Source organism: Myxococcus guangdongensis (assembly GCF_024198255.1).
In the GTDB taxonomy this organism is placed as follows: Bacteria; Myxococcota; Myxococcia; order Myxococcales; family Myxococcaceae; genus Myxococcus; species Myxococcus guangdongensis.
Genome location: NZ_JAJVKW010000024.1, coordinates 105137 through 130447 on the forward strand (window position 1 = coordinate 105137; position 25311 = coordinate 130447).

21 protein-coding genes are annotated in these 25311 nt (G+C 70.1%); 12 read left to right on the forward strand and 9 right to left on the reverse strand.

The features are described from left to right. Positions 1-157 precede the first annotated feature (157 nt). Entirely contained in the window at positions 158-1552 is a 1395-nt protein-coding gene (locus LXT21_RS42785) for an MBL fold metallo-hydrolase (protein ID WP_254044021.1), read from the forward strand. A gap of 14 nt (positions 1553-1566) precedes the next feature. Here LXT21_RS42785 and cls read toward each other — a convergent pair whose 3' ends face one another. Further along, positions 1567-3021, reverse strand: a complete 1455-nt coding sequence (gene cls, locus LXT21_RS42790; RefSeq protein ID WP_254044056.1) for a cardiolipin synthase — start codon at positions 3019-3021, stop codon at positions 1567-1569. Positions 3022-3499: 478 nt separating this feature from the next. Here cls and LXT21_RS42795 point away from each other — a divergent pair, with 478 nt between their 5' ends. Further along, the gene (locus LXT21_RS42795; RefSeq protein ID WP_254044022.1) at positions 3500-4321 is read left to right on the forward strand and encodes a M57 family metalloprotease; all 822 of its coding nucleotides are present in this window, start codon (positions 3500-3502) and stop codon (positions 4319-4321) included. A 147-nt stretch (positions 4322-4468) separates the two neighbouring features. On the opposite strand, the gene LXT21_RS42800 is transcribed toward LXT21_RS42795, so the two are convergent. Next, a complete protein-coding gene (locus tag LXT21_RS42800) occupies positions 4469-4852 on the reverse strand; it encodes a DUF5335 family protein (protein ID WP_254044023.1) in 384 nt (127 codons plus the stop codon). A gap of 120 nt (positions 4853-4972) precedes the next feature. Then, positions 4973-6118 carry an AAA family ATPase gene (locus tag LXT21_RS42805; protein ID WP_254044024.1) on the reverse strand — a complete coding sequence of 382 codons (1146 nt, stop codon included), beginning with the start codon at positions 6116-6118 and terminating at the stop codon, positions 4973-4975. A gap of 191 nt (positions 6119-6309) precedes the next feature. On the opposite strand from LXT21_RS42805, the gene LXT21_RS42810 reads away from it, so the two are divergent. The 4 genes from LXT21_RS42810 to LXT21_RS42825 all read left to right on the forward strand — a co-directional run bounded on the left by LXT21_RS42810 (position 6310) and on the right by LXT21_RS42825 (position 12377). After that, positions 6310-6807: a hypothetical protein gene (locus LXT21_RS42810; RefSeq protein ID WP_254044025.1), complete on the forward strand. Its 498-nt coding sequence runs from the start codon at positions 6310-6312 to the stop codon at positions 6805-6807. Positions 6808-6988: 181 nt separating this feature from the next. Continuing rightward, a complete protein-coding gene (gene treZ, locus LXT21_RS42815) occupies positions 6989-8806 on the forward strand; it encodes a malto-oligosyltrehalose trehalohydrolase (protein ID WP_407667104.1) in 1818 nt (605 codons plus the stop codon). Between the two features lie 177 nt (positions 8807-8983). Continuing rightward, positions 8984-10423 carry a M20 family metallopeptidase gene (locus LXT21_RS42820; protein WP_407667105.1) on the forward strand — a complete coding sequence of 480 codons (1440 nt, stop codon included), beginning with the start codon at positions 8984-8986 and terminating at the stop codon, positions 10421-10423. Between the two features lie 361 nt (positions 10424-10784). Further along, positions 10785-12377 carry a carboxylesterase/lipase family protein gene (locus tag LXT21_RS42825; RefSeq protein ID WP_254044027.1) on the forward strand — a complete coding sequence of 531 codons (1593 nt, stop codon included), beginning with the start codon at positions 10785-10787 and terminating at the stop codon, positions 12375-12377. 24 nt (positions 12378-12401) lie between these two features. Here the strand turns inward: LXT21_RS42825 and LXT21_RS42830 are convergent, their stop codons facing one another. From LXT21_RS42830 to LXT21_RS42845, 4 genes are all read right to left on the reverse strand, one after another. Then, entirely contained in the window at positions 12402-14048 is a 1647-nt protein-coding gene (locus LXT21_RS42830; RefSeq protein WP_254044028.1) for a serine/threonine protein kinase, read from the reverse strand. A 99-nt stretch (positions 14049-14147) separates the two neighbouring features. After that, positions 14148-14909 carry an ABC transporter permease gene (locus tag LXT21_RS42835; RefSeq protein ID WP_254044029.1) on the reverse strand — a complete coding sequence of 254 codons (762 nt, stop codon included), beginning with the start codon at positions 14907-14909 and terminating at the stop codon, positions 14148-14150. 81 nt (positions 14910-14990) lie between these two features. After that, positions 14991-15932: an ABC transporter ATP-binding protein gene (locus tag LXT21_RS42840; protein ID WP_254044030.1), complete on the reverse strand. Its 942-nt coding sequence runs from the start codon at positions 15930-15932 to the stop codon at positions 14991-14993. 159 nt (positions 15933-16091) lie between these two features. Then, entirely contained in the window at positions 16092-16481 is a 390-nt protein-coding gene (locus LXT21_RS42845; protein WP_254044031.1) for a hypothetical protein, read from the reverse strand. A 190-nt stretch (positions 16482-16671) separates the two neighbouring features. On the opposite strand from LXT21_RS42845, the gene ettA reads away from it, so the two are divergent. The 4 genes from ettA (at position 16672) to LXT21_RS42865 (ending at position 21667) form a co-directional block, all read left to right on the forward strand. Further along, the gene (gene ettA / locus LXT21_RS42850) at positions 16672-18351 is read left to right on the forward strand and encodes an energy-dependent translational throttle protein EttA (protein WP_254044032.1); all 1680 of its coding nucleotides are present in this window, start codon (positions 16672-16674) and stop codon (positions 18349-18351) included. A gap of 107 nt (positions 18352-18458) precedes the next feature. Then, on the forward strand, positions 18459-18956 hold the full coding sequence (locus LXT21_RS42855; protein WP_254044033.1) for a hypothetical protein: 498 nt from the start codon (positions 18459-18461) through the stop codon (positions 18954-18956). 57 nt (positions 18957-19013) lie between these two features. Then, positions 19014-19511 carry a hypothetical protein gene (locus tag LXT21_RS42860; RefSeq protein WP_254044034.1) on the forward strand — a complete coding sequence of 166 codons (498 nt, stop codon included), beginning with the start codon at positions 19014-19016 and terminating at the stop codon, positions 19509-19511. 533 nt (positions 19512-20044) lie between these two features. After that, a complete protein-coding gene (locus LXT21_RS42865) occupies positions 20045-21667 on the forward strand; it encodes a LysM peptidoglycan-binding domain-containing protein (RefSeq protein ID WP_254044035.1) in 1623 nt (540 codons plus the stop codon). A 120-nt stretch (positions 21668-21787) separates the two neighbouring features. Here LXT21_RS42865 and LXT21_RS42870 read toward each other — a convergent pair whose 3' ends face one another. Together LXT21_RS42870 and LXT21_RS42875 are read right to left on the reverse strand one after the other, a co-directional pair. Further along, positions 21788-22552, reverse strand: a complete 765-nt coding sequence (locus LXT21_RS42870) for a PH domain-containing protein (protein ID WP_254044036.1) — start codon at positions 22550-22552, stop codon at positions 21788-21790. Continuing rightward, on the reverse strand, positions 22545-23150 hold the full coding sequence (locus LXT21_RS42875) for a PH domain-containing protein (protein ID WP_254044037.1): 606 nt from the start codon (positions 23148-23150) through the stop codon (positions 22545-22547). The genes LXT21_RS42870 and LXT21_RS42875 overlap by 8 nt, the downstream gene beginning before the upstream one ends. A 395-nt stretch (positions 23151-23545) precedes the next feature. Between LXT21_RS42875 and LXT21_RS42880 the strand changes: the two genes are divergently transcribed. Both LXT21_RS42880 and LXT21_RS42885 read left to right on the forward strand, forming a co-directional pair. Beyond that, positions 23546-24253, forward strand: a complete 708-nt coding sequence (locus LXT21_RS42880) for a hypothetical protein (protein WP_254044038.1) — start codon at positions 23546-23548, stop codon at positions 24251-24253. Next, positions 24246-25295, forward strand: coding sequence for a GNAT family N-acetyltransferase (locus LXT21_RS42885; protein ID WP_254044039.1), 1050 nt, complete (start codon positions 24246-24248; stop codon positions 25293-25295). The genes LXT21_RS42880 and LXT21_RS42885 overlap by 8 nt, the downstream gene beginning before the upstream one ends. Positions 25296-25311: the final 16 nt, after the last annotated feature.

Here is a 25311-nt window from a genome sequence, read left to right on the forward strand (position 1 = left end):
GAAAACATCTTCTCCCCCACCGGGCCTCGGGCAGCCTGCCGGGCGTGCAATTCCTTTCTCTGCACGCGGGGGCAGTGGGTCTCTCCCGCGTTGCGCGTCACCTTCCGGCCCAGTGACCGCGATGCCGAGCAGCCGCGGACTCGAGGGGGAGCGGAAGATGGAACTCGGATTCGAGACAATCGGAAACGCCACACTCATCTGCCACGACAACGGACCGGTGCTGGTGACCGACCCGTGGACACACGGCGCCGCGTACTTCGGCAGTTGGACCTTGTCTCATGACATTCCCGAGGAGCAGCGGGACAACATCCAGCGCTGTCAGTACGCGTGGCTGTCCCACGGGCACCCGGACCACCTGAGCCCCGAGTCCCTGGAGACGCTGCGCGAGCTGACCATCCTGGTCCCCAACCACTTCGGAGGACGCATCCGCGATGACCTGCGCGAGCAGGGCTTCAACGTGCACGTGCTGGTGGACCGCGTGTGGACGCAGCTGTCGCCGCGCATCCGCGTCATGTGCATCCCCGACATGAACCAGGACGCGGTGCTGCTCGTCGACGTGGGCGGGCGGCTGCTCGTCAACCTCAACGACGCGGGAGACCGGGGCTGGGGCCGCTTCGTGCGCGGCCTGGTGCGCCGGTATGACCAGTCCTACCTGTTGGCCCTGTCCGGTTACGGCGACGCGGACATGATCAACTACTTCACCGAGGACGGGCAGCGAATCTCCCCCTACGCCGCGGCGAAGACGCCCGTGGGGCGCACCATCGCCCGGCAGGCGGAGTTCTACGGCGCGCGCTACTTCGTGCCCTTCAGCTCCATGCACAAGTACCAGCGCGCCGACAGCATCTGGGCCTCCGAGTACACCACCACGCTGGAGGACTACTCGCGCGGCTTCGAGTCCCCGACGTGCACGCTCATGCCCGCCTTCGTCCAGGTGGACTTCGCCCAGGACGACGTGCGCCTCATCCGCCCCACCGAGCGCGCGCTGACGCCCGTGGACCCGAAGCAGTTCGGCGACGACTGGGGCGAGATGCTCGACGCGGACGAGTCCCGCATGCTGCGCGAGTACTTCGGCGCCATCGAGCACCTGGGCTCGGTGCTGGACTTCCTGCGCTTCCGCGTGGGCGGCCAGGACCACGTCATCGAGTTCCACCGCCGCCGCTTCCGCCGGGGCATCACCTTCGAGGCCCCGCGCCACTCGCTGATGACGGCGGTGCGCTACCGCGTCTTCGATGACCTGCTCATCGGCAACTTCATGAAGACGACGCTGCACGGCGACTTCGGCGAGGGCCGGCTCTACCCCGACTTCAGCCCCTACGTGGCCAAGTACGCCGACAACGGCCGCGCGCGCACGCGCAACGAGCTGCGCACGTACTTCTCCGAGTACCGCCGCAGGGACCCGGTGGGCTTCCTGCGCGGCCAGGTGGAGGCGCACTGCGTGCGGCCGCTCCAGACGCAGTCGGCGGAGCTCTTGCGCTCGTTCCTGCCGTCGGACTCGCAGGCCTTCCGCACCGCCAAGGAGGCCTTCTGGAAGGTGCGCCGCGTGCTGCTGTAGCGCGCGCGTCGGCCTCAGAGATACGGGGACAGGAGTCGGGCCAGCCCATCCCTCAACCGGATGGGCAGGGGCCGCGCGTCCACCTGCTCACGGGTGAGGGGCCGCGCGCGCGACAGCCGCTCGTCCACCACCGCATCCAGGCGCCGGGCCAGCCCGGCGTCGTAGCACTCCACGTTCAGCTCGAAGTTGAGCCGCAGCGAGCGCGGGTCCCAGTTCGCCGAGCCGATGAGGCCCCACTCGCCGTCCACCACCATCAGCTTGGTGTGGTCGAACGGGGGCTCGGTGAGGAACACCCGGCACCCGTCCGCCAGCACCTGCCACAGCTGCGCGGTGCTCGCCCACTGCACCACCGGCAGGTTGCCCTTTCTCGGCAGCACCACGTCCACCCGCACCCCGCGCAGCGCCGCCACGTTGAGCGCGGTGATGAGCGCCGCGTCCGGCAGGAAGTACGGCGTGACGATTCGCACCGACGCTCGCGCGGTGGACAGTGCCCCGAGCAGCACCGTGCGCAGCGTCTCGAAGTCCTCGTCCGGTCCGTCCGGCACCCCCCGCGCCAGCACCGGCCCCACCGCCTGCTGCTCCGGGAACCACGCGTCCCCCGTCAGCCGCTCGCGCGTGGTGAAGACCCAGTCCTCGGCGAAGGTCTCCTGCAGCTGCGCCACCACCGGGCCCTCCAGCCGGAAGTGCAAATCCCTCGCGGCCTGCGCCCCCGGCCAGAAGTGCTCGCGGATGTTCATGCCCCCGGTGAAGCCCACCCGCCCATCCACCACCAATATCTTGCGGTGGTTGCGCAGGTTCATGAACGGCAGCCGGTACGGCATCAGCGAGGGCAAGAAGCGCGCGGCCGTCACCCCCTCGCGCGAGAGCCGCCCCAGAATCGTCGGCCACGTGTAGCGAGCGCCCACCGCGTCCACCAGCACCCGCACCTGCACCCCGCGCCGCACCGCCTCGCCCAGCGCTCCCGCGAAGTGCCGGCCCGCCACGTCGTTGTCGAAGATGTAGCTGCACAGCGAGATGGACGTGCGCGCCCGGGCAATCGCCTCCAGCATGGTGGGGTACGCGTCCGTGCGGGACTCGAGCACCGTCACCTGGTTGCCCGGCAGGAGCGGCCGGTGCATCACCGCGTCTCCCAGCCGCGCCAGGGGCGCCAGGTGCGCGACCTCCGGCTTCACCCGGGACACGCCCTCGGCCACCACCGCCTCCACCCCTCGGATGGGCGGGAACATCCCGTGCCCACGCCGGGGCGACAGCGAGCGCGCGCGCCGACGAATCCGGTTGATGCCCAGCACCAGGTACAGCGCCGCGCCCAGCACCGGCACCAGCCACACCAACCCCACCCAACCCACCGCCGCCCGGACGTCCCGCTTGTGCAGCACCACGTGCGCGCTGGCCAGCACGCTCACCAGCACCGTCAGCCCCGCGGCCAGGTGCGGCCACACCGCCTCCAGCCAGGACAGCCACCACGCCATGTCGAACGGAAGAGGGCCCACGACGCCTCTGGCTATACACGACGCCACGGCGCGGCGCGCCGTGAGCCGCCTGCCGCACCGCATCTCCTTGACGCGCTCCGGCGGGGATTGCATGGTTCCAGGGCTGATTGCGCCCCCAAGCGTGTGCGGGGAAACCCTGACCCGGTTTCCGACAGCCCCTGGGCCGCTGACTGATTCGCAGACAGAATCGTCCGATTCCAGAACAGTCCCGGCGCGAAGCGAAAAGCCTCACAGCCGCGCCGACTTCCATCGGACTTTGTCAGGTCTATTTACATTCGGGCGCCTGGACTTGGAGTGCAGATAATCCAGTTTATGCGCGAATGACTGGCTATCCAGCTATATGAGCGTCATTGGCCCGACAGTTGCTCAAGGGGTGGGCGCGCCGTTGCCGCGGCTGGTGGAGGGACCAGGTGGGGCGGCGCATCCCCCGCAGTCGTGTGTTTCCAAGGAAAGACCGATGCTCAAGTTCCGCTCCATGGCGCTGTTGGCTGGTGTGACGCTCCTGGGTTCCGCGTGTGGTCCCGAGAGTGCCGAGACGCTGGCGCCGAAGATGACGTGGGAGGAGTTCAAGGCGGGCGCCGTGCAGGATCCGGAAGGCAAGTGGATCTTCGACATGGACCAGGCCGTGGACAGCGAGGAGGAGCTGCGCGCCTACTTCGACAACAACGTCGTCGCGGACCAGGGCAAGAGCCAGAACGGTCTGGCCGTGTACAACAGCGGCGGCACTGCGGCGGGCGACATCAAGTGGAGCTCCGCGCAGAAGGGCAACCTCACCTACTGCATCAGCAACACCTTCGGCACCACGAACAAGGCGAAGATGGTGACGGCGATGAACAGCGCGACGGCGGCCTGGGAGGCCACCGCCAGCGTGAACTTCACGCACAGCACCACCTATGACGCCAGCTGCACCGCGTCCCAGACGGGCGTGCTGTTCGACGTGCGTCCGGTGAACTCCGGTGGCCAGTACCTGGCGCGCGCGTTCTTCCCGAACTCGGGCCGCTCGGGCCGCAACGTGCTCGTGGACAACACGGCCTTCGGCAGCATCTCGCCCTGGACGCTGGCGGGCATCCTGCGCCACGAGCTGGGCCACACGCTGGGCTTCCGCCACGAGCACACCCGCTCCTCGGCCAGCGGCTGCTACGAGGACGCGAACTGGCGCGCGCTGACGTCCTACGACCGCTCCTCCGTCATGCACTACCCCCAGTGCAACGGCACGCAGACCGGCGACCTCATCCTCACCGCGCTGGACAAGCAGGGCGCCCGCGCGCTGTACCCGTGATTCGCGCTTGAAGCACCCGGCCGACCTGGGTCCCCGTCGGTGACGGCGGGGGCTTGCGAAGGCCCCAGGCCGGAAGGTTCCTTCTCCCGCGGAGGGGGGTGCCTTCCGGCCTTTCTGTCATGGGCGCGGGGGGGCGCCCTCCCAGGCTCAGTCCATCTTGCGCGCGCCGGCCGTGGTGGCCTGGCCGAAGTAGATGAGCGTCTTGGTGTTGTCCTCGCTGCTCTCGATGTCGAGGCACTCCAGTTCGCCGCTCTCGCTCTCGTCCGCGTAGATGTGGTCCGGCTTCTGGATGCGGTGGGTGATTTCGCCGCCGGGGCCTCCGACGATGATTTCCACCACGCCCCGGTCGCTGCCCTTCTCCTCCAGGCTGATCTCCACCAACTGCAGCCCCGTGGCGAGCGGCTGGTCTCCCAGCTCCATCCCCTCCACCTCGATGCGGACGGGCTGCTCCTTCTCCATGTTGCTGAGCAGGGCCAGATAGTCCGCCCAGCCCTCCCGGGGAATCTCTCGCGTGTGGTCCGTGTGCGCCATGTGTGCGACCCTCCGGTGTTCGTGTTCCCGCTCAAACCGTAAGGTGCGTGCGGGCTGGATGGGGGGCGGGCCCGGCTCCCCGCTCGGCGGGGGAGGGGGCGTCAGGGCCTCCGGGCGGCGCTAATCCGTGAGGGAGCGCACCGTGTCGCCGTCCAACACCAGGCGCACGGTGGAGGCCGCGTCTGGACGTCCGAAGTGCTCGTAGGCCGCCTGCTCCAACAGCGGCGCGAGCGTGGTGCGCAGGCCGCGCGCGCCCGTCTCGCGCTTGAGCGCGCCGGCCACCACGTGCTCACGCACGGCCGGCTCCACGTGCAGGCGCAGGCCCTCCTGCTCGAACTCGCGCTCGTACGCGCGCAGCACGTTCTGCTGGAGGATGTCGCCCAGCGTGGCCGCGTCCAGCGGGGTGAAGGAGACCAGCCGGTTGAAGCGGCCGATGAGCTCCGGGATGAAGCCGTAGCGGGCGAAGGCCGTGGTCTGCTCGAGCTGCTCCTGGGTGACGGCGGTGGCGATGGACTCCTCGGGCTCGCGGCGGGGCTCGCGGCCGAAGCCGAGCCGCTCGGTGCGCGCCATCCCCTCCGCCGTCGCGCGCAGGCCGCTGAAGGCGCCACAGGCGATGAAGGTGACACACGCCATCTCCATCGAGTCCGGCGGCATCCGGCTGGTGAAGCCGAAGTCGGGCGGGAAGTCCGCGCGGGCCGCGGAGAGCAGGTGCAACAGGCTGCGCTGCACGCCGAAGCCGCTGACGTCCTTCGTCGTCTGCTGTCCGGCGAAGCGGCTGTCGGAGCGGCTGGTGGCGAGCTTGTCGAACTCGTCCATGCAGATGACGCCGCACGCGGCCCACTCGGTGTCGCGGTCCGCCACTTCGTACAGGCGCGACAGCAGGGTGTTGACGTCGTCACCCACGTAGCCCGTCTCGGAGAACTGGGTGGCGTCCGCCAGCACCGTGGGGACCGCGAGGATTTCGCGGAAGAGCAACTCCACGAGGAACGTCTTGCCGGAGCCGGTGGGTCCCAGGAACAGGCAGTTCTCGCGCATGCCCGGCTCGGGGGCGAGCCCCTCCAGGTGGAGGCGGCGGATGCGGCGCAGGTGACGGTAGGCCAGCACGGACGCGGCGCGGCGCGCCTCGGGTTGGCCCCGGTAGCCCAGGTCCGTGAGGCGCGCGTCGATTTCGCGCGGGGACAGGACCTCGATGGCGGCGACCCGCTCGGCGACGTCCTCGCCGCGGGGGGAGGGCCGAGGCTCCAGGCCATGGCGGGCGACAGTCATTGCGGACGGCTCCGAGGGCGTCGGTCCGGAGGTCCCCGGACCCGAGGGGCCGCATCATCCTGGCGGCCCGGGGTGTCCACAAGCAGCCCGGCGACCTCACCCCGCCCCCGTGAGTGGGAAGCCCCGCCCCCGGGAGGGCGGACGGGCGGGTGCGCGCGGGCACCTGGCGCCCGGCTGCATACTGTTGGCGGATGAGCCTCTCATCCCCGTCCCTCCCCTCGCTCGTGCCCGTCACCCAGCCGCGCCGGTTCAGGGAATGGCGAGCGCTGTTCGTCGGGCTGCCCACTCCCGCGCGGGAGACGCTGCCGGGGCGCTACCGGGGAGAGCTGCTGGGGCCCGCCTGGTTCCAGGGTCTGGTGCGCCAGGGACTGGGGCTCCTGGGCCTGCGCGGCTGGTGGGGCAAGGACTTCGCGCCAGGAGGGCACGGTGGGGTGAACCTGGTGCGGCGTGAGGGCGGGCTGACACGCTCGGTGCCGCTGGTGCTGCGCGAGGGACGCTCGCGCGTGGACGGGCGCGAATCGCTCCAGGTGGAGTACGCGCGCGGGGCCGGATGGCAGTGGCGTCCCTTCGTGGACGAGCTGCGCTGGCTGGAGGGGCGCACGCTGCTGGCGATGACGCATCTGGAGTTGCCGCTGGTGCGGCACCTCACCATCCCGTTCCTCCTGCACCGCGAGCCCACGCTGCACTGAGGCCAGACGCGCGGTGGACCCTTCGCCGGGCGGGAACGCCCACCCGTGAACATCCGAGCGGGACGGGGCGGACCTCCACGCGCGCAAGTGCTCCCCAGGCAGGCCCGCGCGCATTACAGGGATGCCCCTCATGGGTGCTCTGTCGGAGACGCGGAACGTGAAGCCGTCGCAAACCCCTTCAATGGGCGCATGGGTGGAGGCGGGCCCCCAGGTGCGCTGGCGGGTCTGGGCCCCCGGCCACCAGCGGGTCGAGGTGGTGCTGTACGACGCGAAGGGCGCGCCGGGCCGCGCGCTGCCCATGACGCCCGAGGCGGACGGCTGCTTCGGCGCGGTGCTGGAGGGGCAGGGCGCGGGCGTGCGCTACAAGCTGCGCGTGGAGGGGGAGGGCCCCTTCCCGGACCCGTGGTCGCGCTCGCAGCCGGAGGGCGTGCATGGCCCGTCCGAGGTGGTGACGGCGGACTTCGCGTGGACGGACGCGGGCTGGAAGGGCGTGGAGCCCCGCTCGCTCGTCCTCTACGAGGTGCACGTGGGCACCGCCACGCCCGAGGGCACCTTCGAGGCGCTCATCCCCCGGCTGCCGCAACTCAAGCAGCTGGGCATCACCGCGCTGGAGCTGATGCCGGTGGCGAGCTTCCCCGGCCGACACAACTGGGGCTACGACGGCGTGGACCTCTTCGCGCCGGCCCAGGTGTACGGGGGACCCCAAGGGCTGCGCCGGCTGGTGGACGCCGCGCACGGGGCGGGGCTCGCGGTGGTGATGGACGCCGTCTACAACCACTACGGTCCGGACGGGAACTACCTGCGGGTCTTCTCGCCGCACTACTTCACCGGACGCCACCACACGCCGTGGGGCGACGCGGTGAACTACGACGGCGAGCACAGCCGCTTCGTGCGGGAGATGGTGCTCTCCAACGTGGAGATGTGGATTCGCGACTACCACCTGGACGGCCTGCGGCTGGACGCGGCGCACGCCATCGTCGACGACGGCACGCCGCACCTGCTCACCGAAATCTCCGCGCGGGCCCGCGCCAGTGCACCGGGTCGCCACGTGGTGCTCATCGCCGAGGACGAGCGCAACGAGCGCAAGCTCATGCTGCCCGCGTCCGAGGGCGGCCACGGCCTGGACGGCGTCTGGGCGGATGACTTCCACCACCAGATGCGCCGCGCCTTCGCGGGGGACTCGGAGAGCTACTACCAGGACTACACGGGCAGCGCGGAGGACCTGGCGCGCACGCTCGTGAAGGGGTGGTTCTACGAGGGCCAGCCGTCGAAGAACCTGGGCCACGCGCGCGGCACGAAGGCGGAGGGCCTGGAGCCGTGGCGCTTCGTGCACTGCATCCAGAACCACGACCAGGTGGGCAACCGTCCCCTGGGTGAGCGGCTGGGCCACGACGTGTCCCCGGCGGCCTTCCGCGCGATGAGCACGCTGCTGCTCGCGTCGCCGTACACGCCGCTGCTCTTCATGGGCCAGGAGTGGAACGCGAGCACGCCGTTCCTCTACTTCACGGACCACCACGCGGAGCTGGGGCGGCTCGTCACCGAGGGACGCCGTCGCGAGTTCGCCGGCTTCTCGCGCTTCGCGGGCGAGGAGGTCCCCGACCCGCAGGCGGAGGACACCTTCACGCGCTCGCGGCTCGACTGGAGCGAGGCCCAGCGGCCCGAGCACGCGGGCGTCCTGGCCCTGTACCGCGAGCTGCTCGCGCTGCGCGCCTCGGACCCCGCGCTCACGGACGCGCGCCGTGGCGCCCATGACGCTCGCGCGGTGGGGCCGGACGCGCTGGTGCTGGAGCGGCGCGGTGGAGGCCAGGTGCTCCACGTGCTGGTGGCCCTTCGCGGCGAGGTGGAGCACGCGGTGCCCGCGGACGCCCAGGTGGTGCTGTGGAGCGACGCGCCGCGCTTCGGCGGGGACGTGTCGACCTCTCCGCTCACGGGCGGCAAGCTCCGGCTCCGCGGCCCCGGCGCCGTCATCGTGCGGTCCGTGGACGCGAAGCAGGGCTGACCGCCCGTGAAGTCCCGCGGTGGGTGCATCGCGTGCTGACGCGGTGCTTCCACGTGCGGGCACCCAGGGAAGGGCGACAGGCGCGCCGATGGGCCCCATCAGGGCGGCACGTCATGGGCTCCCGGAGGGCCTTGCCGGTGTCGACAGGGGGGCCCTCCCGTGCTCAGCATCGCGGCCATGAACGTCATGAACGTCCAGACCGCCACCGAGTCCTCCGACCGCATCTGGGAGCAGGAGATTCTCCCGGCGCTCGAGCGCTACATCCGCATCCCGAACAAGTCGCCCGCCTTCGACCCGGACTGGGTGAAGGCCGGACACATGGAAGCCGCGGTGCAGCTCATCGTGGAGTGGTGCCAGGCGCAGGCCCCGCACCTGCCCGGCCTCACGCTGGAGGTCATCCGCCTCAAGAACGAGCAGGGCGGTGAGCGCACGCCGGTCATCTACATGGAGGTGCCGGGCACGAAGGGCGACGACACCGTCCTCATGTACGGCCACCTGGACAAGCAGCCGGAGATGACGGGCTGGCGCGAGGGCCTGACGCCGTGGACCCCCGTGCGCGAGGGCGACAAGCTCTACGGCCGCGGCGGCGCGGATGACGGCTACTCCGCCTTCGCCTCCCTGGCGGCGCTGCGCCTCTTGCGCGAGCAGGGCGTGGCCCACGCGCGCACGGTCATCCTCATCGAGGCGTGCGAGGAGAGCGGCAGCTACGACTTGCCGGCGTACATCGAGGCGCTGGCGCCGCGCATCGGCAAGCCGTCGCTGGTGGTGTGCCTGGACTCGGGCTGCGCCAACTACGAGCAGCTCTGGATGACCACGTCGCTGCGCGGCATGGTGGCCGGCAACCTGCGCGTGGACGTGCTCACCGAAGGCGTGCACTCGGGTGACGCCAGCGGAATCGTGGCGTCGAGCTTCCGCGTGCTGCGCCAGGTGCTCTCGCGCGTGGAGGACGAGTCGACGGGCCGCGTGAAGGTGGACGGCCTGCACGTGGAGATTCCGAAGGAGCGCCGCGAGCAGGCGGCCTCCGCGGCGAAGGTGCTGGGCGAGGAGGTCTTCGGCAAGTTCCCCTGGGTGTCGGGCATGAAGCCCATGTCCGAGGACGGCGCGGAGCTGGTGCTCAACCGCACCTGGCGTCCGGCGCTGTCGGTGACGGGCGTGGACGGCCTGCCGCCCCTGCAGAGCGCGGGCAACGTGCTGCGGCCCTTCACCACGGTGAAGCTGTCCATGCGCATCCCCCCGCGCCTGGAGCCGAAGGCGGCGCAGAAGGCGCTCAAGGACGCGCTGGAGAAGGACCCGCCGTACCAGGCCCAGGTGTCCTTCGAGGGTGACAAGGCCAGCATCGGCTGGGACGCGCCCCCGCTGGCCGGTTGGCTGTCGCGCGCGGTGGAGTCCGCGTCCGGCACCTACTTCGGCCGGCCCGCCATGGCCATGGGCGAGGGCGGCACCATCCCCTTCATGGGCATGCTGGGCGAGCGCTTCCCGGAGGCGCAGTTCCTCATCACCGGCCTGCTGGGCCCGGGCAGCAACGCGCACGGCCCCAACGAGTTCCTGCACGTCCCCACCGGCAAGAAGCTCACCTGCTGCGTGGCCAGCGTCATCGCGGACCACTTCAAGCGCTGAGCCCGCGTCACCGGCGCGTGCCCCCGCCGCTCCCCGCACCTGGGAGCGGCGGTGCGGGTCCCGCCCCCAAGCCCTGTCCCGAGCCGACTCCAGGGCGCATCGATACATCCACCGAGACATCCGCCTGCGACCCGGGGGAGGGGCGCGGAGGTGTGTCTGTCTTCCAGCGCCCGTTCCACGAGACACCCGTGGATGAGGGGTTGCGAGGCATTGTCCCGAAGTCCTATCACCCGGCCCGCGCATCCAGATGGATTCACGGCGTTTGGCTCGTACCTCCCGACGAGGAGCTGTCTCGTCGGAGTCTGGTGGCGTGTGTCTTTTCACCCGAATGGACAGTCATCCAACCCACGGAGCCAATCGAATGAACGCCAGCAAGTCGCCCGTCGTCAGCACGAAGGAAGGGCAGGTGCAGGGTCTGGTGGAGGGGAAGGTCTGTGTCTTCAAGGGGATTCCCTACGCGCAGCCGCCGGTGGGCCCCCTGCGCTGGAAGGCGCCGCTGCGGGCCCAGGCGTGGCGTCACATCCTGGATGCGTCCGAGTACGGGCCGTCCTCCATGCAGTCGAGGCAGGCCTGCATCGACAGCGGCGGAGGAGACCCCGGCGAGCCGAGTGAGGACTGCCTGTACCTCAACGTGTGGACGCCGAAGCTGGACGCGGGCGCGAAGCTGCCCGTGGTGGTGTGGATTCACGGCGGCGCCTTCGTGCTCGGCGCCTCGCGCTTCGAGGCCTATGACGGCTCACCGCTGGCGATGAAGAACACGGTGGTCGTCACCCTCAACTACCGCCTGGGCCACCTGGGCTTCTTCGCGCACCCGAAGCTGCAGGAGGAGCAGCCCAACGGCCCGGCCAACTTCGGCCTGCTGGACCAGATGCTCGCGTTGGAGTGGGTGAAGGACAACATCGCCCAGTTCGGCGGAGACGCCGGCAACGTCACCCTGATGGGCGAGTCCGCGGGCGGCAAGAGCGTGCTGGCCCTCTACTGCTCGCCGCTCATGCGCGGCCGGGACTTGTTCCACCGGGGCGTGGCGATGAGCTCGTACGTGCTCGCGGAGAAGCCCCTGGCGGACGCCCGGTACTGCGGCGAGGCGGCCGCCCAGCGGCTGGGCCTGGACTGGCACGAGGTCTCCATGGAGAAGCTGCGGGCGCTCCCCGCGGAGCGCTTCTGGCCGCTGCCGTCGGACGTGAACAACGCCCCCAGCCCCATCGCGGGAGACTCCGTGCTACCCCTGGGCATCCGGGAGACCTTCCTGGCCGGGGAGCAACTGGACCTGCCGCTCATCATCGGCAGCACCAGCGACGACTCCAGCGTGGTGGCCTCCTTCGGCATCGACCCGGCCACCATCCTGGAGAAGCTCGGCGGCTTCGCGGACGCGGTTCGCGAGCTGTACGGCGCTCAGCTGGGAGACCGGGAGATTGGCCGGAGGATGTGTCGCGACTTCGTGTTCACCGTGCTGCCGCGCTACCTGGCCACGCTCCACGCGGCCCGAGGCAACCCGGTGTGGCGCTACTTCTTCGACTACACCGCGGAGCTGCTGCGCCCCCGCAGCCCGGATGGGGTGCGCCACGGCCAGGAGATTCCGTTCTTCCTCGGGACGGCGGAGCTGTCCCCGCCCAACCAGGGGTTCATGAATGACAAGGACAAGGTCTGGGCCGGACACATGCTCGACGCCATCGTCCGCTTCGCGCGCGACGAGAAGCCGGGGAACGTGGGCGGCGTCGCGTGGGCCGAGCACACCCCGGACGCGGACCGGCTGCTGCGGCTGGCGCCCAAGGTGATGTCGGAGACGGACTTCGACCAGGCCATCCTCGACGCGGCCACGCTGTTCATGCCGCTCATCGACGCCTTCGCCAAGCCCAAGCCTCCGGCGATGCCCCGGGGTGCGGCGGCGGGCGGCTCGAAGAGCGCCGCGTCCACCACCACGAAGAACAAGGGGCGGCCCCAGGCCACCCCTTAGTCCCACGCGGAATGCGGCGGGCCGTCAGCGGCCCGTCTTGATGCCCAGGTTGCCGCTCGGGGTGCCCCCGGGCGGCCGCTTCGGGGTGCTGGAGGTTCCAGGGGACTTGCCGCCCTGGCGCCGCAGCTCCAGGCGCAGCTCACCATCCGCGGCGGAGACCTCGCGCGTCACCGGCTCGTAGCCCGCGAGCGCGAGCGTCACCGACACGATGGGCGCGCCCTTCTCCAGCGCCAGCTTCATGGGCGTCACGCCGCGCTCCTCGCCGGCGATGCTCACCGTGGCGCCGGGGGGCTCGGTGATGACGGGCAGCTCCTTGGTCGTCTCCTCCACGGGCGGAGGCTGCGTGGGCTGCGCGGCGGGCTTCTCCGGCTCCACCACCACGGCCTGCACGGGCGGCTTCTCCGGCGGCGGGGTGACGCCCGCGGGGCCGCGCAGGAAGACGATGGCGACGCTGGCCACCAGCAGGGCCGCGCTCACGGCGATGACGGGCACCCAGGGCACGCGGCGCGGCTCCACCACGCGCTCCATGGGCGAGGTGCCCCGCGTGCGGTCCTGCACCACCGGCCCCCCCACCGCGGCGGCCACCGCCTGACGCGAGCGCGTGCCCGGCGTGACGTTGCGCTGCTGGCGCGAGGCGGACGTGCGCGCGCCCTGCGCGGCGGGACCCACGCCACTCAGGGACGAGTTGGAGCGCGAGTCCAGGTCCGCGTCCTCGGCCAGCTGGTCCAGCTTCGCCGGGTCCGTCTCCGTGGAGATGCGCTCGTTGTACAGCTCGCGCAGGTACGCGGACAGGTGCGCGCTGCTCGTGGGCAGCCGCAGGTTGAGCGCGTAGTCCTCCAGCGCCAGCCGGAAGGCGCCGCAGTCCGGGTAGCGCTCCTCGGGCGTGGGCGCCAGGGCCTTGAGCACCACCTCGTCCAGGCCGGGCGGCAGCTTGGGGTTCAACTGCGAGGGCCGGGGCACCTGGCAGTCCTTCACCAGCCGCAGCGTCATCAGGTCCGAGTCGCCCTTGAACAGCCGCTTGCCGGTGAGCATCTCCCACATCACCACGCCCAGGGCGAACAGGTCCGAGCGCGCGTCGATGGCCAGGCCGCTCGCCTGTTCCGGGGACATGTAGGGGTATTTCCCCTTCAGCACACCCGTGGCGGTGTTGGCGCTGCTGGTGGCCGCCTTGGCCACACCGAAGTCGATGACCTTCACCCCACCGTCGAAGCCGACGAGGATGTTCTGCGGTGACACGTCGCGGTGCACCAGCCGCATCGGCCGGCCCTGCGGGTCCCGGGCCTGGTGCGCGTAGTGCAGCCCCGCCGCCGCGTCCGCGATGATGCGCAGGATGAGCCCCACCGACAGGGGCTTGCCCTGGGTCCGCGAGAACTTCTCCAGCCGCCGCACGTCGTCGCCCTGGACGTACTCCATGGCGAGACAGTGACGCCCTTCAATCTGCGTCAGGTCGAGGATGGTGATGAGGTTGGGGTGGGTGAGACGGGCCACCAGCCCGGCCTCGTCCAGGAACATGGACAAGAACTCATCGTCCTCCGCCAGGTGCGGGAGGATGAGCTTGAGGACCACCAGCCGCTCGAATCCCGTGCCGTGCTCGCGGGCCAGGAACACCTGGCCCATTCCGCCCGACGCAATCTTCCGCAGCAACTCGTACTTACCGAATGGCACCGCCATGATGTGGTCGGGAGGATATCTCCCTTTCTCACCGTGCGGGAAATGGCCAGTCGTCTGTCACCCCACATTGACGTGACGAGGTGAAGGTCTGGGTGGGTCTCATGCCTTCATCCGGTAGCCCGAACGGAGCACGAAGTAAACCGCCGCGGTGGCCACCAGCGCGACGCCCGCGAGGATTCCGGCGCCCAGCGCGGGGGAGAACATGCTCTTGCCGAGCATGCCGTAGCGCAGCCCCTCCACCATGTAGACCATGGGGTTGAAGAGGCTGACGGTGCTCCAGGGCGCGGGCAGCTCGCGAACCGAATAGAAGACGCCGCCCAGGAACGTGAGGGGCAGCATCACGAAGGTGGGGAAGAAGTTGATCTGCTCGAACTTCTCCGCCCACACGGCAGCAAGCAGGCCCAGCACGCTGAAGACGTAGGAGGCGATGAGCAGGAAGTACGCGGCCACCCACGCGTGCTCCAGGCTGAAGCCGGTGAAGAGGCCGGCCACGGCCCAGGTGAGGCCACCGACGACGAGGCCGCGCACCATGGCGCCGCCGATGAAGCCCGCCATCAGCTCGCCGGGGCCCAGCGGGGCCACGAGCAGGTCCACCACCGTGCCCTGAATCTTGGTGATGAACAGCGACGAGGAGCTGTTGAGGAAGGCGTTGTTGGCGATGCCCAGGAAGACGAGGCCCGGCACGATGAAGTGCAGGTACGGCGAGCCCTCCACCTCGGTGACGCGGCCGGAGATGGAGTAGCCGAAGACGATGAAATACAGCGTGGTGCTGATGAGCGGAGAGAGGACCGTCTGCCCCGGCACGCGCATGAAGCGCCGGACCTCCTTCACGAACAGCGTCTGCATCCCGAGGACGTTCATGGTGGTGTCATGGCGGCGCGGGCCCGAGGCGTCGCCCGGAAGGGGCGCGTCCTCGTGGGCGGGCGCGAGAAAGGGGTGGGGTCAGGCGGCCTGGGGCGAGGGACGGCCGCGGAGGACTTCCAGGAGGACATCCTCGAGGCGGGAGCGGCGCGTCTCCACGTCGGCGATGGGCAGCCCCTCGGCGTAGAGCACGCGCAGCAGTTCGCCCGCGGGGGCCGCGCCCTCGCGCTCGACGTAGGTGAGCGAACGGCCGTCCTCGGACAGGCGCGAGGTGAAGCGGCGCGCGGCCTCCGACAGGGTGGTCTGCGGCTCGGTGAAGCTGACGACGACGCGCTTCTCACCGAAGCGGCGCAGGAGCGTGGCCTTGTCCTCCACCATGAGCAGGCGGCCCTCGTTGATGATGCCCACGCGGTCGGCCAGCTCCTCCGCCTCTTCCAGGTAGTGGGTGGTGAGGAGGATGGTGGTGCCCTCGGAGGCCAGCTTGCGCACGTACGTCCAGAGGTCGCGGCGCAGCTCCACGTCCACGCCCGCGGTGGGCTCGTCCAGGAAGACGAGCTTGGGCTTGTGCACCAGGGCCTTGGCGATGAGCAGGCGGCGCTTCATGCCGCCGGACAGCGCGCGCGTGAGCGAGTCCTTCTTGCCCTGGAGGTTGAGGGCGGTGAGCACCTCGTCCACGCGGGCCTCGTCCTGCCGCTGGCCGTAGAAGCCCTGCTGGATGCGCAGGGACTCGGCCACGGTGAAGAACGGGTCGAAGTTGATCTCCTGCGGGACCAGGCCGATCTGGTAGCGCGGGCCCACGTTGTCCTGGTCCAGGTCCTGGCCGAAGACGCGGATGGTGCCGGCCGTCTTGCGGACCAGGCCGCACACGCTGCCGATCATCGTCGTCTTGCCGGCGCCGTTGGGGCCGAGCAGCGCGAAGATTTCTCCCGCCCGGATGGTGAGGTCCATCTGCTGCAGCGCGGTGAAGTCGCCGTAGCGCTTGGTGAGTCCCTGGAGCTCCAGGGCGGGGGTGGGGGTCGACATGGCGCCGCCTCGTGTAACACCTTCGATGGCGGAGCGCTTGGCTTGTGCGCGCCCGGCAGGGCCTCGAGGTTGACGAGGTGTGTCGTGTCGACCCTCACCCCGTGAGGGGGCGGCGTGTCTTGCGCCCTCGGGAGCGGGACCGCGCGTCCGGGCGCCCTGTCACACCGTGCAGGGGAAGAAGATGTCCGTGGTGACGGAGGCGCCCGCGGAGTCCCAGACGATGTACTGGACCTGGGCCTGGAGGCCCGCGGTGCAGCGGCCGTTGGCCCGCGAGAGCGCGGGGCCCATGGGCATCATGGTGAGGATGGTGGCGTTGCTGGCGCCGACCCAGTTGAAGTTGTAGGGCGGGGTGCCGCCGCTGATGATGCCCTCGCACGTGAAGGTGGGGCGACCGAAGCCCTGCATGGTGCAGTAATTGATGGTGCCGGTGAGCGGCGTGGTCAGGGACCGCTGCTCGCCCTGGGTGGGGGCAGGCGTGTCCTGGGCGACCTCGGGACCACCGCAGGCACACAGCAAGAGAGGGATGGCGAACAGGGGAATGGACCGCATGGCGACCTCGGGGGGCGAAGTGGTCGGGGTGCCGGACGCGATGAGCCTGGGAGCCAAGCACGGCGGGGCGCGGAGGGGAAGGTGAGGCGGGCAGTGGACTTCCGCCGAGGGGCGGGACGCTCTCGCCTTGAGTGCGTTGTTGCACCCTGGTATCCGCGAGCCCCCACCCGCTCAGAGCAGGAAGCCCCAGATGGCCCAGAATTTCATCTTCACGATGCAGGACCTGCGCAAGGTCAAGAACGGCAAGGAGATCCTCAAGGGCATCTACCTGTCGTTCTTCCCCGGCGCGAAGATTGGCGTCATCGGTCCGAACGGCTCCGGCAAGTCGACGCTCCTTCGCATCATGGCGGGCGTGGACACGGAGTTCTTCGGCGTGGCCAAGCCGGACCCCAGCGCCAAGGTCGGCTATCTGGCGCAGGAGCCGCAGCTGGACACGTCGCTGGACGTGAAGGGCAACGTGGAGCTGGGCCTGAAGGAGATTCGCGCCTCGCTGGACCGCTTCAACGAGGTCAGCGCGAAGTTCGCCGAGCCCATGAGCGACGCGGAGATGGAGAAGCTCCTGGCCGAGCAGGGCCGGCTGCAGGACGCCATCGACGCGGTGAACGGCTGGGAGCTGGACCGCACGATTGAGATGGCCATGGACGCGCTGCGGCTGCCGCCGGGTGACGCGGACGTGACGAAGCTGTCCGGTGGTGAGAAGCGCCGCGTGGCGCTGTGCCGCATCCTGCTGGAGAAGCCGGACCTGCTGCTGCTCGACGAGCCCACCAACCACCTGGACGCGGAGAGCGTCGCGTGGCTGGAGCAGGCGCTCAAGGAGTACAAGGGCACCATCGTCTGCATCACCCACGACCGGTACTTCCTGGACAACGCGGCCGAGTGGATCCTGGAGCTGGACCGCGGCGAGGGCGTGCCCTGGAAGGGCAACTACTCCAGCTGGCTGGACCAGAAGCAGAAGCGGCTGGAGCTGGAGGAGAAGTCGGAGAGCCACCGTCAGAAGACGCTCAAGCGCGAGCTGGAGTGGGTGCGCCAGTCGCCCAAGGCCCGTCAGGCCAAGAGCAAGGCGCGCATCGCGGCGTACGAGGACCTGCTCAACCAGGGCCAGGAGAAGCGCGACGCGACGGGCGAGGTCATCATCCCGCCCGCGCCGCGTCTGGGTGGGCTGGTGGTGGAGGCCAAGGGCCTGCGCAAGGCGTACGGCGACCGGCTGCTCATCGACGACCTGAACTTCAAGCTGCCGCCGGGCGGCATCGTGGGGGTCATCGGTCCCAACGGCGCGGGCAAGACGACGCTGTTCCGGATGATGTCGGGCGCCGAGAAGCCGGACGCGGGCGAGCTGAAGATTGGCGAGACGGTGGTGATGGCCTACGTGGACCAGAGCCGCGACGCGCTCAACGGCGACAACAGCGTGTTCGACGAGGTCAGCGGCGGGCTGGACCACCTGGACCTGGGTCGTGCGGGCCAGGTGCCCAGCCGCGCGTACCTGGCGGGCTTCGCCTTCAAGGGCCAGGACCAGCAGAAGCGCGTGAAGGACCTGTCCGGCGGTGAGCGCAACCGCGTGCACCTGGCGAAGATGCTCAAGAGCGGCGGCAACCTGCTGCTGCTCGACGAGCCCACCAACGACCTGGACGTGGAGACGCTGCGCAGCCTGGAGGACGCGCTCTTGAGCTTCGCGGGCTGCGCGGTGGTCATCAGCCACGACCGCTGGTTCCTGGACCGCATCGCCACGCACATCCTCGCCTTCGAGGGCGACAGCAAGGCGTTCTTCTTCGAGGGCAACTTCGAGGACTACGAGGCGGACAAGAAGAAGCGCCTGGGCCCGGACGCGCTGGAGCCGCACCGCATCCGCTACCGCCCCATCACCAAGAGCTGAGCGCCCAGCCGCGCGTAGGAAGGTCTCCCACTCTCTCCTGGTAGAGGGGGTGTGGAGACCTTTCCGCTCTTGATGTGGCTTCACGGAGGGTTCTAGCGTCCCGGCGCATGAACCTTCGAACCCGTGGGCTGTTGAGTGTGATGGCGGTCGTGATGTTTGGACTGACGGCGTGCAATGCCGGGGACCCGAGCGACGAGCAGGGCACGCTCGAGTCCTCCGAGGCGGCGTTGTGCAGCGTGGAGCAGTCCTGTCCGAGCGGGACTCCGGTGACGTGCTCGTCGGCGGGGAGCACGTGCAGCTCCAGCCCGGACAATGGTGGCTGGGTGGAATGTGATGGGATTCGCACCTATTGCCCGCCCGCGTGTACGTGCGGGAGCACGCGCTATACGGCGACGCGCTCGGGTGAGGGCATCACCTGCGGCGCGGCGATGAACCAGGCGCGCACGCTGCTGACCTCCGCGGTGGCGCAGCGCTGCCCGGCGGGCGGCTGCAACAGCTCCGACGCCCTGGGCGAGTGCATCGCGCTGGGTCCCAACCGGACGGATGGCTTCCGCGCGAGCGTCACCCGGACGTACTCGTGCAAGGAGCCGGCGAACTGCCGGTAGCCCGCGTGCGGGTTCCCACGATGGAGGCCGTGGAAGCGCGGCCTCTATCGTGCCCGGATGCAAAGACAGACCCGTGGCATCTTCGGTCGTGGTGGTGTCCTGGCGTCCGTCCTCCTCTTCGCCGCGTGTGGCGCGAGCGAGTTGGAGGATGTCGACCCGAACCTGGAGGGCTCCGAGGCGGAGCTGAGCTGTCAGGTGTCCCAGCAGTGCTCGAACGGGACGTCCGTCTCGTGCTCCTCCGCCAACGGCATCTGTCATGCCGGGACGGAGAGCGGCGGCTGGGTGGAGTGTGATGGCGCCCGGACGTACTGCACGGTCGTGGCGTGCGTCTGCGAGCCCACGCGGCGGACCCTGAGTGGCTCGGGCTCCAGCTTCAACTGCGGAGCGGCGTGGGCGATTGCTCAGGAGAACGCCTACGCGAAGCTCGCGACGGCCTGCCCCAAGGGCTCCTGCAACGTGACGGAGACCGAAGGCAGTTGTGGGGTGACTTCGTCGGGCCGCACCGCGTCCTGGCTCCTCACCTACTCCTGCATGGGCCCGGCGAACTGCCAGTAGCCCGCGGGCGCCGCGGCGGTCCCGGTTCACCGATTCGTGACATTCATTGAGGCCAGAAATTTTGGATGTCATGGGATTGAGTCGCCGGGACCTGTCGCTGGCTGTGGCGTCTTGAAGCGCCCGTGGGTGCTCGATTCCCGATTCACCCAGACAAAATCTTTCGACTCTCACTGCTCCAAAGGCTTCGTCCGCCGGGGAACTGTCGGCGTCAAGACAGACTCACTGTCGGCCAGGACAGACACTCCGCCCGCAATTGATTGCAGGTGGTCGGGTCGAAAAATGGTCATGAGGCTGAAATTGCGTGTGGCAATCAGGTCACAGACTCTCTGGAATTCCCCATTTAATGCACCGCATTAACAGGCGGACAGGGGGTGCGGGGGCGCGTGGTTTCCCTCTGTAGGGGAAGGTGAATTTGGGTGGGTTCGCAACTTTTGGTGGGTGATCTTGAAAATCCGTTTGGCGTCTGTTGATGCGCTTCCCCGGCTGACAGCCATTGGGGAGGGGCGCGTCGGACCTCATAGGGAGCCATCCACATGTCTGTCAGGAACGTCAGCAACCGCGAGCCCCGTACCCACCAGATTCGTGAGCGCGAGACGCTCAGCAGGATCGCCAAGCGCGAGGGCACCACGGTCGAGGAGCTGGCCCGGCTCAACAACCTGGCGGACCCGAACAAGATTCGCGCGGGAGCCACCCTGCGCCTGCCCGGCCAGCGCGACGGCTTCGACGCGGCCGCCTCGACGCAGAACAACCAGGGCCTGCGCCGCCAGCCGACGCAGACCCCCGGGGACACCTTCGACGCGGGCACCACGGCGGCGGCGGGCATCACGTCCAACACCGTGTCCGGCACGCAGAACGGCTACCGCAACATCCAGGACCTGAGCGCCTTCACGCGCGGCGGCTCCAACTCCGAGGCCGCCATCGTCGTCGGCACCTCCGAGGGCAACCGCCGCCCCGACGGCTCCACCACCTCCAGCTACGGCGGCCACTCGGACCCGGGCAACGCGAAGCACAACCGCGGCTCGTTCTCCTACCAGGGCCAGGGCGCGCGCACGCCCGAGCAGGCGGACCAGATCTGGAACCGCGAGCTCACCAACGCCACCCCCGCCTACGAGCGCGCCGCTCGCGCCGCGGGCCTGGACCCGAACAACGCGCTGCTCGCGTCCACGTTCTTCGACCTGCACACCCAGTCGCCGCGCGCCGCGCAGAACTTCATCAACCGCGAGATGCCCAAGCTGGCGCAGGACCCGCGCGGCGTCACCCGCGACTCGCTCATCGACGCGCGCGTGGATGCGTACCGCAACGACCAGGGCGTCCTGCGCGCCGCGGGCTTCAACCACAGCGAGTCCCGCCTGCGCGCGGACCAGACGCGCCGCGAGACGGCGCTCGTGTCGGCGCTCGACGCGCGTGGCTACCGCACCGGCAACACGGACCCGGCGCAGCCGAGCAACGTGCCCATCCCCCAGCCGCGCCCGGTCTCCGAGCGCCCCACGACGGACACGGTCCTCCCGGACAACGTGCCCATCCCCCGGCCGCGCCCGTCCTCGGAGCGCCCCGTCACCTCGACCGAGGGCGCGACGCCCACGGACCTGACCGACACCGCGCAGGTCGCGGCGGCCACGGACCGGGCCGCGGTGCAGACGCGCACCCCGTGGATCAGCCAGTACGACGCCTCGCAGGTCGAGCGCGCCGGTGACAAGGCGTGCTTCCGCGCCGCCACCGCGATGGCCCGCCAGGCCGGCGCCAACGTGACGAGCGTCGACCAGCGCATCCAGGTCGCCACCAGCGAGGGCCCCAACGGCGTGTCCGTGGACCGCGCGGCGGCGGAGCGCGGGCGCAACTACATCGACCAGCAGCTGGCCGCGGGCAAGCCGGTGGTCGTGGGCGTCAACCACAAGACGGGCCGCAACGTCGGCAACGCGGACGGCATCACGGACCACTTCGTGGTCATCACCGGCCGCGGCACGGACGCGCAGGGCCGCACCTACTACACGTTCAACGACCCGGCGACGCGCAACCAGAGCCGCGGCGCGGACACCAACGCGAACAACCGCTTCTACGTGGACCCCAACACGGGCAACCTCACCCGCCCCGGTCCCCGCGATGGCTACGTGGTCGGCCGCCAGTTCGACGTGACGATGGTCCGCCCGAACGCGTAACGCTTTCCCCCCGGCGTCACATGGATGAAGACAGCCCGGCGGCCCCTGGTGGGTCGACCGGGCTGTTCCATGTCCACGCCCGGGGGCCGCGCGAGCTGCCCCGTCCCAGGCACTCCCTGCTCACGGCGCGCGGCGCGAGGCGAGCGCGCCCCGGAGCTCGCGCACCTCCGTGAGCAGCTCCTTCGCCGCGGCCACGGGGGACCCGGTGCCCGCCACGGAGGCGGACTCCGGGGGCCGCGTGACCAGCTCCGTGGGCTCGCCCAGGCCGGTGTCACGGTGCATCCGCACGCGCTCCAGGATGGCGTCCCGAATCGCCTCCGGATCGCTCACGCCCCGGAAGCGCGCCTCGTGCAGGTGCTCGGCCGGGTTCAGGTCCGCGTCGCCGCCGTGCGAGCCGCTGCCGCCGCCCGCCGTCTCCACCTTCACGTCCGCGATGCCGAGCAGCCGCTGGAGCGGGTTCTGCTGGATGGAGATCTGCTGGATGTTGGCGAACGTCATCGTCTTCTCGCGCAGCGCCATGATGCCCTCGTGCACGCGCAGGCTGCGGTCCGTGAGCGCGTACCAGCGCAGCTCGTAGTCCAACCGGATGACGAAGAAGCTCACCGGGAACATCACCAGGTAGCCCACCCACACGAACGCCTCGAGCGCGTACATGACCGGCCGCGTGTACGGGAAGTCGAGAATCATCGGCACCCAGCGGCTGATGAACAACCAGCCCACCACCGTGCCCGCGAGCACCCCCACCTGCTTGAGCGCGAGCAGCGCCCGCCGGTAGTTCAGGTACGCGGGCGCCGCGTTGAACACCCGCACCGTGCCCTCGGGGAGCTGGCGCTCGGAGGGCACCTTCAGCCAGCGCAGCAGCCATGCATGGGGCACGTCAGCCATTCGTCTTCTCCGGGGTGACGGCGGGGGTGGCCAGCTCCTGTCGCAGCGCGCGCACCTCGGCGGCGACCTCGCGCAGCGCCGCGGCCAGCGCCTCCGACTCGCCGGACACCAGCGCGGCCGGCTTCCCGTGCGCGTCCGCCTTCGTGTCCCGGGCGCCGCGCATCTTCGAGTAGAGCAGGTCCCTCATCGCCTCGAAGTCCTGCACCCCCTCGATGGTGATTTCCGCCTGGGCGCTGCCGCTGGCCGTCTGGATGAGGATGCGCGCGAGCCCCAGCCAGCGCTCCACCACGTGGCTGGACAGGTGGATGTCCTGGATGCGCGCGTACGTGAGCGACACCTCGCGGCGGAAGAGGATGCCCCACCGCATGGTGATGCCCTCCTCGTCCAGCTCGTAGCGCAGCGTGTGGTACTTGAAGTACCGGATGAGCGCGAGGATGGGGAAGCCCGGCCCCGCCAGCAGCGAGCCCAGCAGGTAGTTCGCCAGGAGGTTCTGGTGCGGCTGGAGCACCACCGGCAGCTTCCACGGTGAGGCCGCTTTCGCGGGCGTCATCGCGTGCTGGGGCGGGCGCGGGGAGGTGGCGGGTCCGCCAGGATTCATGGATGGCTCACCAGGGGGGCTCGGACGTTCACTGTCTGTTCCCAACGCGGGAACCCGACACCCATTTCATACGCCGGTCCACCCTGCGTCGTCATGCCCCGGCTCCCGCGCGGGCCTCGAGGCGACGGCTGCCCGGGGGGACAGGCGAGACACTCCTTTTCGTCAGGCGCCGGGACAGCCGTACGAGGGGGCCCCAAAAAGGCATCCTCGCGTCGCTCCAGCGACACCACCCTGGGACCAAATCCGCGCGAACGCGGGGGGTGCCCACTCGGTGACGCGCTGGCTGTGGAGCACGTCACGCTTGATGAAACGCGCTGACGTCTCAGCGACAGCCTCACGGGTTTCACCGCGCCCGGCCCTTGGCTCCTTGGCGTGCGAACCTATCGTGGCGCCGCATGAACGTGATGCGTTGGTTGAGTCTCGAGGAGCTGTTGTCGGGTCTGGATACGCCGGCGGGGTGCACGGCCGAGCAGCTGGCTCGCGAGGACATCCCCCGGCTCACGAGCCTGCTGTCCACCTGGTACCCGGACATTCGCGTGGGCACGGAGAGCCGCCACCTGGACCCGTCCTTCTACGAGCGCGAGGTGTACCTGCGCGGCGAGTCGCCCGACCGCCCGCTGTACGCCATCGTGTGCCGTGAGGAGGCGAGCGGGGACATCATCGGCCTGCTGACGTTGGAGCGCAACGTGCGCGGGCTCCAGCTCTCCGCGGCCATGGGCGTCGTCGAGCCGTCGCGCCGGGGCCTGGGCCTGGGCTCGCTGGGCACCGCGGCGTTGGAGGTCGTGGGGCGCAACATCGGCGCGGAGGTGGTGCTGTACTACTCCACGCTGAAGACGCCGCTGGGGCAGCGCAACGCCGAGAACCGCGGCTACACGCTGGTGGGGCTGGTGCCCGCCTTCGACGTGGACGCCATCGCCCCGGGGACGGTGAAGCGCGTCTACGAGGCGCTCTACGCGAAGGTGCTCGTCGCGCAGGAGCGCGTCCACGTGCCCGCGTGGGAGATGCTCACGCCCCCCACGCGCGCGCTCTTCACGCACCTGTTCGGCCCCCACCCCGCGCAGGCCGCCAGCGCCCCCGAGGTCCGCGAGCATCGCCATGGTTGAGGTGCGGACGTACGAGGGCGACGCCCAGGACGCGTCCGCCTTCGTCAACCGCGTCTGGGGCGAGTACTACGCCGCCCAGGGACCGCTCACGGAGTTCCAGCCCCGCCTGCTCGACTGGGTGCTCTTCGGCAACCCGCTCGCCACGCCCGAGTACCGCCTGGGCGCGTACAAGGGCGGCAAGCTGGCGGGGGTCCTCTTCACGGAGCCCATCCGGCTGCGGCTCGGCGACCAGGACGTGGACGGCACCTATGGCAGTTGGTTCAGCGTCGACCCGGCGTTCCGGGGCGAGGGGGTGGGCCAGAAGCTGGCCCAGGAGATGTCCGAGCGTCAGCGCGAGCGCGGCTCAGCCCTGGTGCTGGCGTGCCTGGCGGATGGCTCGGCGGGGGAGCGCTTCTGGAAGAAGATGGGGGGCACGAGGACCTTCGACTCCCTGGGGCTGTGGCTCCACGTCTTCGACATGGGGGCCGTGGCCCGGTGGGCGACCTCCGCGCCCCAGCGCGCCCTCTTCTCCCTCGCGAGCCGATGGCCGCGACGGCCCCCCGTCGACGTGGACACCCAGGGCATCCGTCCCTATCACCCCAGTGATTTGCCCGCCTGCATGGGGCTGGTCGACCGGTCGATGGAGTCGGTGAGCCTGGGGTACGGCTACACGACGGAGCGACTGGCGCACCAGCTCCAGTACCGCGACGTGCCGCGCACCCTGGTGCTGGAGCGGCATGGCTCGGTGCGGGGCCTGGTCAACTACTACCTGCTGCCCATGAATGCCCGGGGGGCGCTGACCATCGCCCTGGTGGACCTGATGGCGTTCCACGAGTCGGTGCCGCGCGCCGAGCGCAAGCGCCTGTTGCGCGTGGCCATGCGGGACATGGTGGCGAAGGGCGCCCAGTGCTCGGCGATGCTCCGCAGTCCCTGCGTGTCCGCCGGGCTGATGCTCGGCTCGGGGTGGGTGCCCTGGTCCGGCGGGATGCGCGTGGCGTGCCTGTTGCCCTCGCCGGACGTGCTGTGGCCCACCTCGCCGCGCGTCTTCACGCACCTGCGCTGAGACTCCGCGAGGGGCC

Coding starts and splice junctions, on each gene's coding strand:
- LXT21_RS42785 (WP_254044021.1), top strand. CDS start 158: ATGGAACTCGGATTCGAGACAATCGGAAACGCCACACTCATCTGCCAC.
- LXT21_RS42840 (WP_254044030.1), bottom strand. CDS start 15,932: ATGTCGACCCCCACCCCCGCCCTGGAGCTCCAGGGACTCACCAAGCGC.
- LXT21_RS42875 (WP_254044037.1), bottom strand. CDS start 23,150: ATGAATCCTGGCGGACCCGCCACCTCCCCGCGCCCGCCCCAGCACGCG.
- treZ (WP_407667104.1), top strand. CDS start 6,989: ATGGGCGCATGGGTGGAGGCGGGCCCCCAGGTGCGCTGGCGGGTCTGG.
- cls (WP_254044056.1), bottom strand. CDS start 3,021: ATGGCGTGGTGGCTGTCCTGGCTGGAGGCGGTGTGGCCGCACCTGGCC.
- LXT21_RS42810 (WP_254044025.1), top strand. CDS start 6,310: ATGAGCCTCTCATCCCCGTCCCTCCCCTCGCTCGTGCCCGTCACCCAG.
- LXT21_RS42885 (WP_254044039.1), top strand. CDS start 24,246: ATGGTTGAGGTGCGGACGTACGAGGGCGACGCCCAGGACGCGTCCGCC.
- LXT21_RS42855 (WP_254044033.1), top strand. CDS start 18,459: ATGAACCTTCGAACCCGTGGGCTGTTGAGTGTGATGGCGGTCGTGATG.
- LXT21_RS42820 (WP_407667105.1), top strand. CDS start 8,984: ATGAACGTCATGAACGTCCAGACCGCCACCGAGTCCTCCGACCGCATC.
- LXT21_RS42870 (WP_254044036.1), bottom strand. CDS start 22,552: ATGGCTGACGTGCCCCATGCATGGCTGCTGCGCTGGCTGAAGGTGCCC.
- LXT21_RS42800 (WP_254044023.1), bottom strand. CDS start 4,852: ATGGCGCACACGGACCACACGCGAGAGATTCCCCGGGAGGGCTGGGCG.
- LXT21_RS42795 (WP_254044022.1), top strand. CDS start 3,500: ATGCTCAAGTTCCGCTCCATGGCGCTGTTGGCTGGTGTGACGCTCCTG.
- LXT21_RS42860 (WP_254044034.1), top strand. CDS start 19,014: ATGCAAAGACAGACCCGTGGCATCTTCGGTCGTGGTGGTGTCCTGGCG.
- LXT21_RS42845 (WP_254044031.1), bottom strand. CDS start 16,481: ATGCGGTCCATTCCCCTGTTCGCCATCCCTCTCTTGCTGTGTGCCTGC.
- LXT21_RS42835 (WP_254044029.1), bottom strand. CDS start 14,909: ATGAACGTCCTCGGGATGCAGACGCTGTTCGTGAAGGAGGTCCGGCGC.
- LXT21_RS42805 (WP_254044024.1), bottom strand. CDS start 6,118: ATGACTGTCGCCCGCCATGGCCTGGAGCCTCGGCCCTCCCCCCGCGGC.
- LXT21_RS42865 (WP_254044035.1), top strand. CDS start 20,045: ATGTCTGTCAGGAACGTCAGCAACCGCGAGCCCCGTACCCACCAGATT.
- LXT21_RS42880 (WP_254044038.1), top strand. CDS start 23,546: ATGAACGTGATGCGTTGGTTGAGTCTCGAGGAGCTGTTGTCGGGTCTG.
- LXT21_RS42830 (WP_254044028.1), bottom strand. CDS start 14,048: ATGGCGGTGCCATTCGGTAAGTACGAGTTGCTGCGGAAGATTGCGTCG.
- ettA (WP_254044032.1), top strand. CDS start 16,672: ATGGCCCAGAATTTCATCTTCACGATGCAGGACCTGCGCAAGGTCAAG.
- LXT21_RS42825 (WP_254044027.1), top strand. CDS start 10,785: ATGAACGCCAGCAAGTCGCCCGTCGTCAGCACGAAGGAAGGGCAGGTG.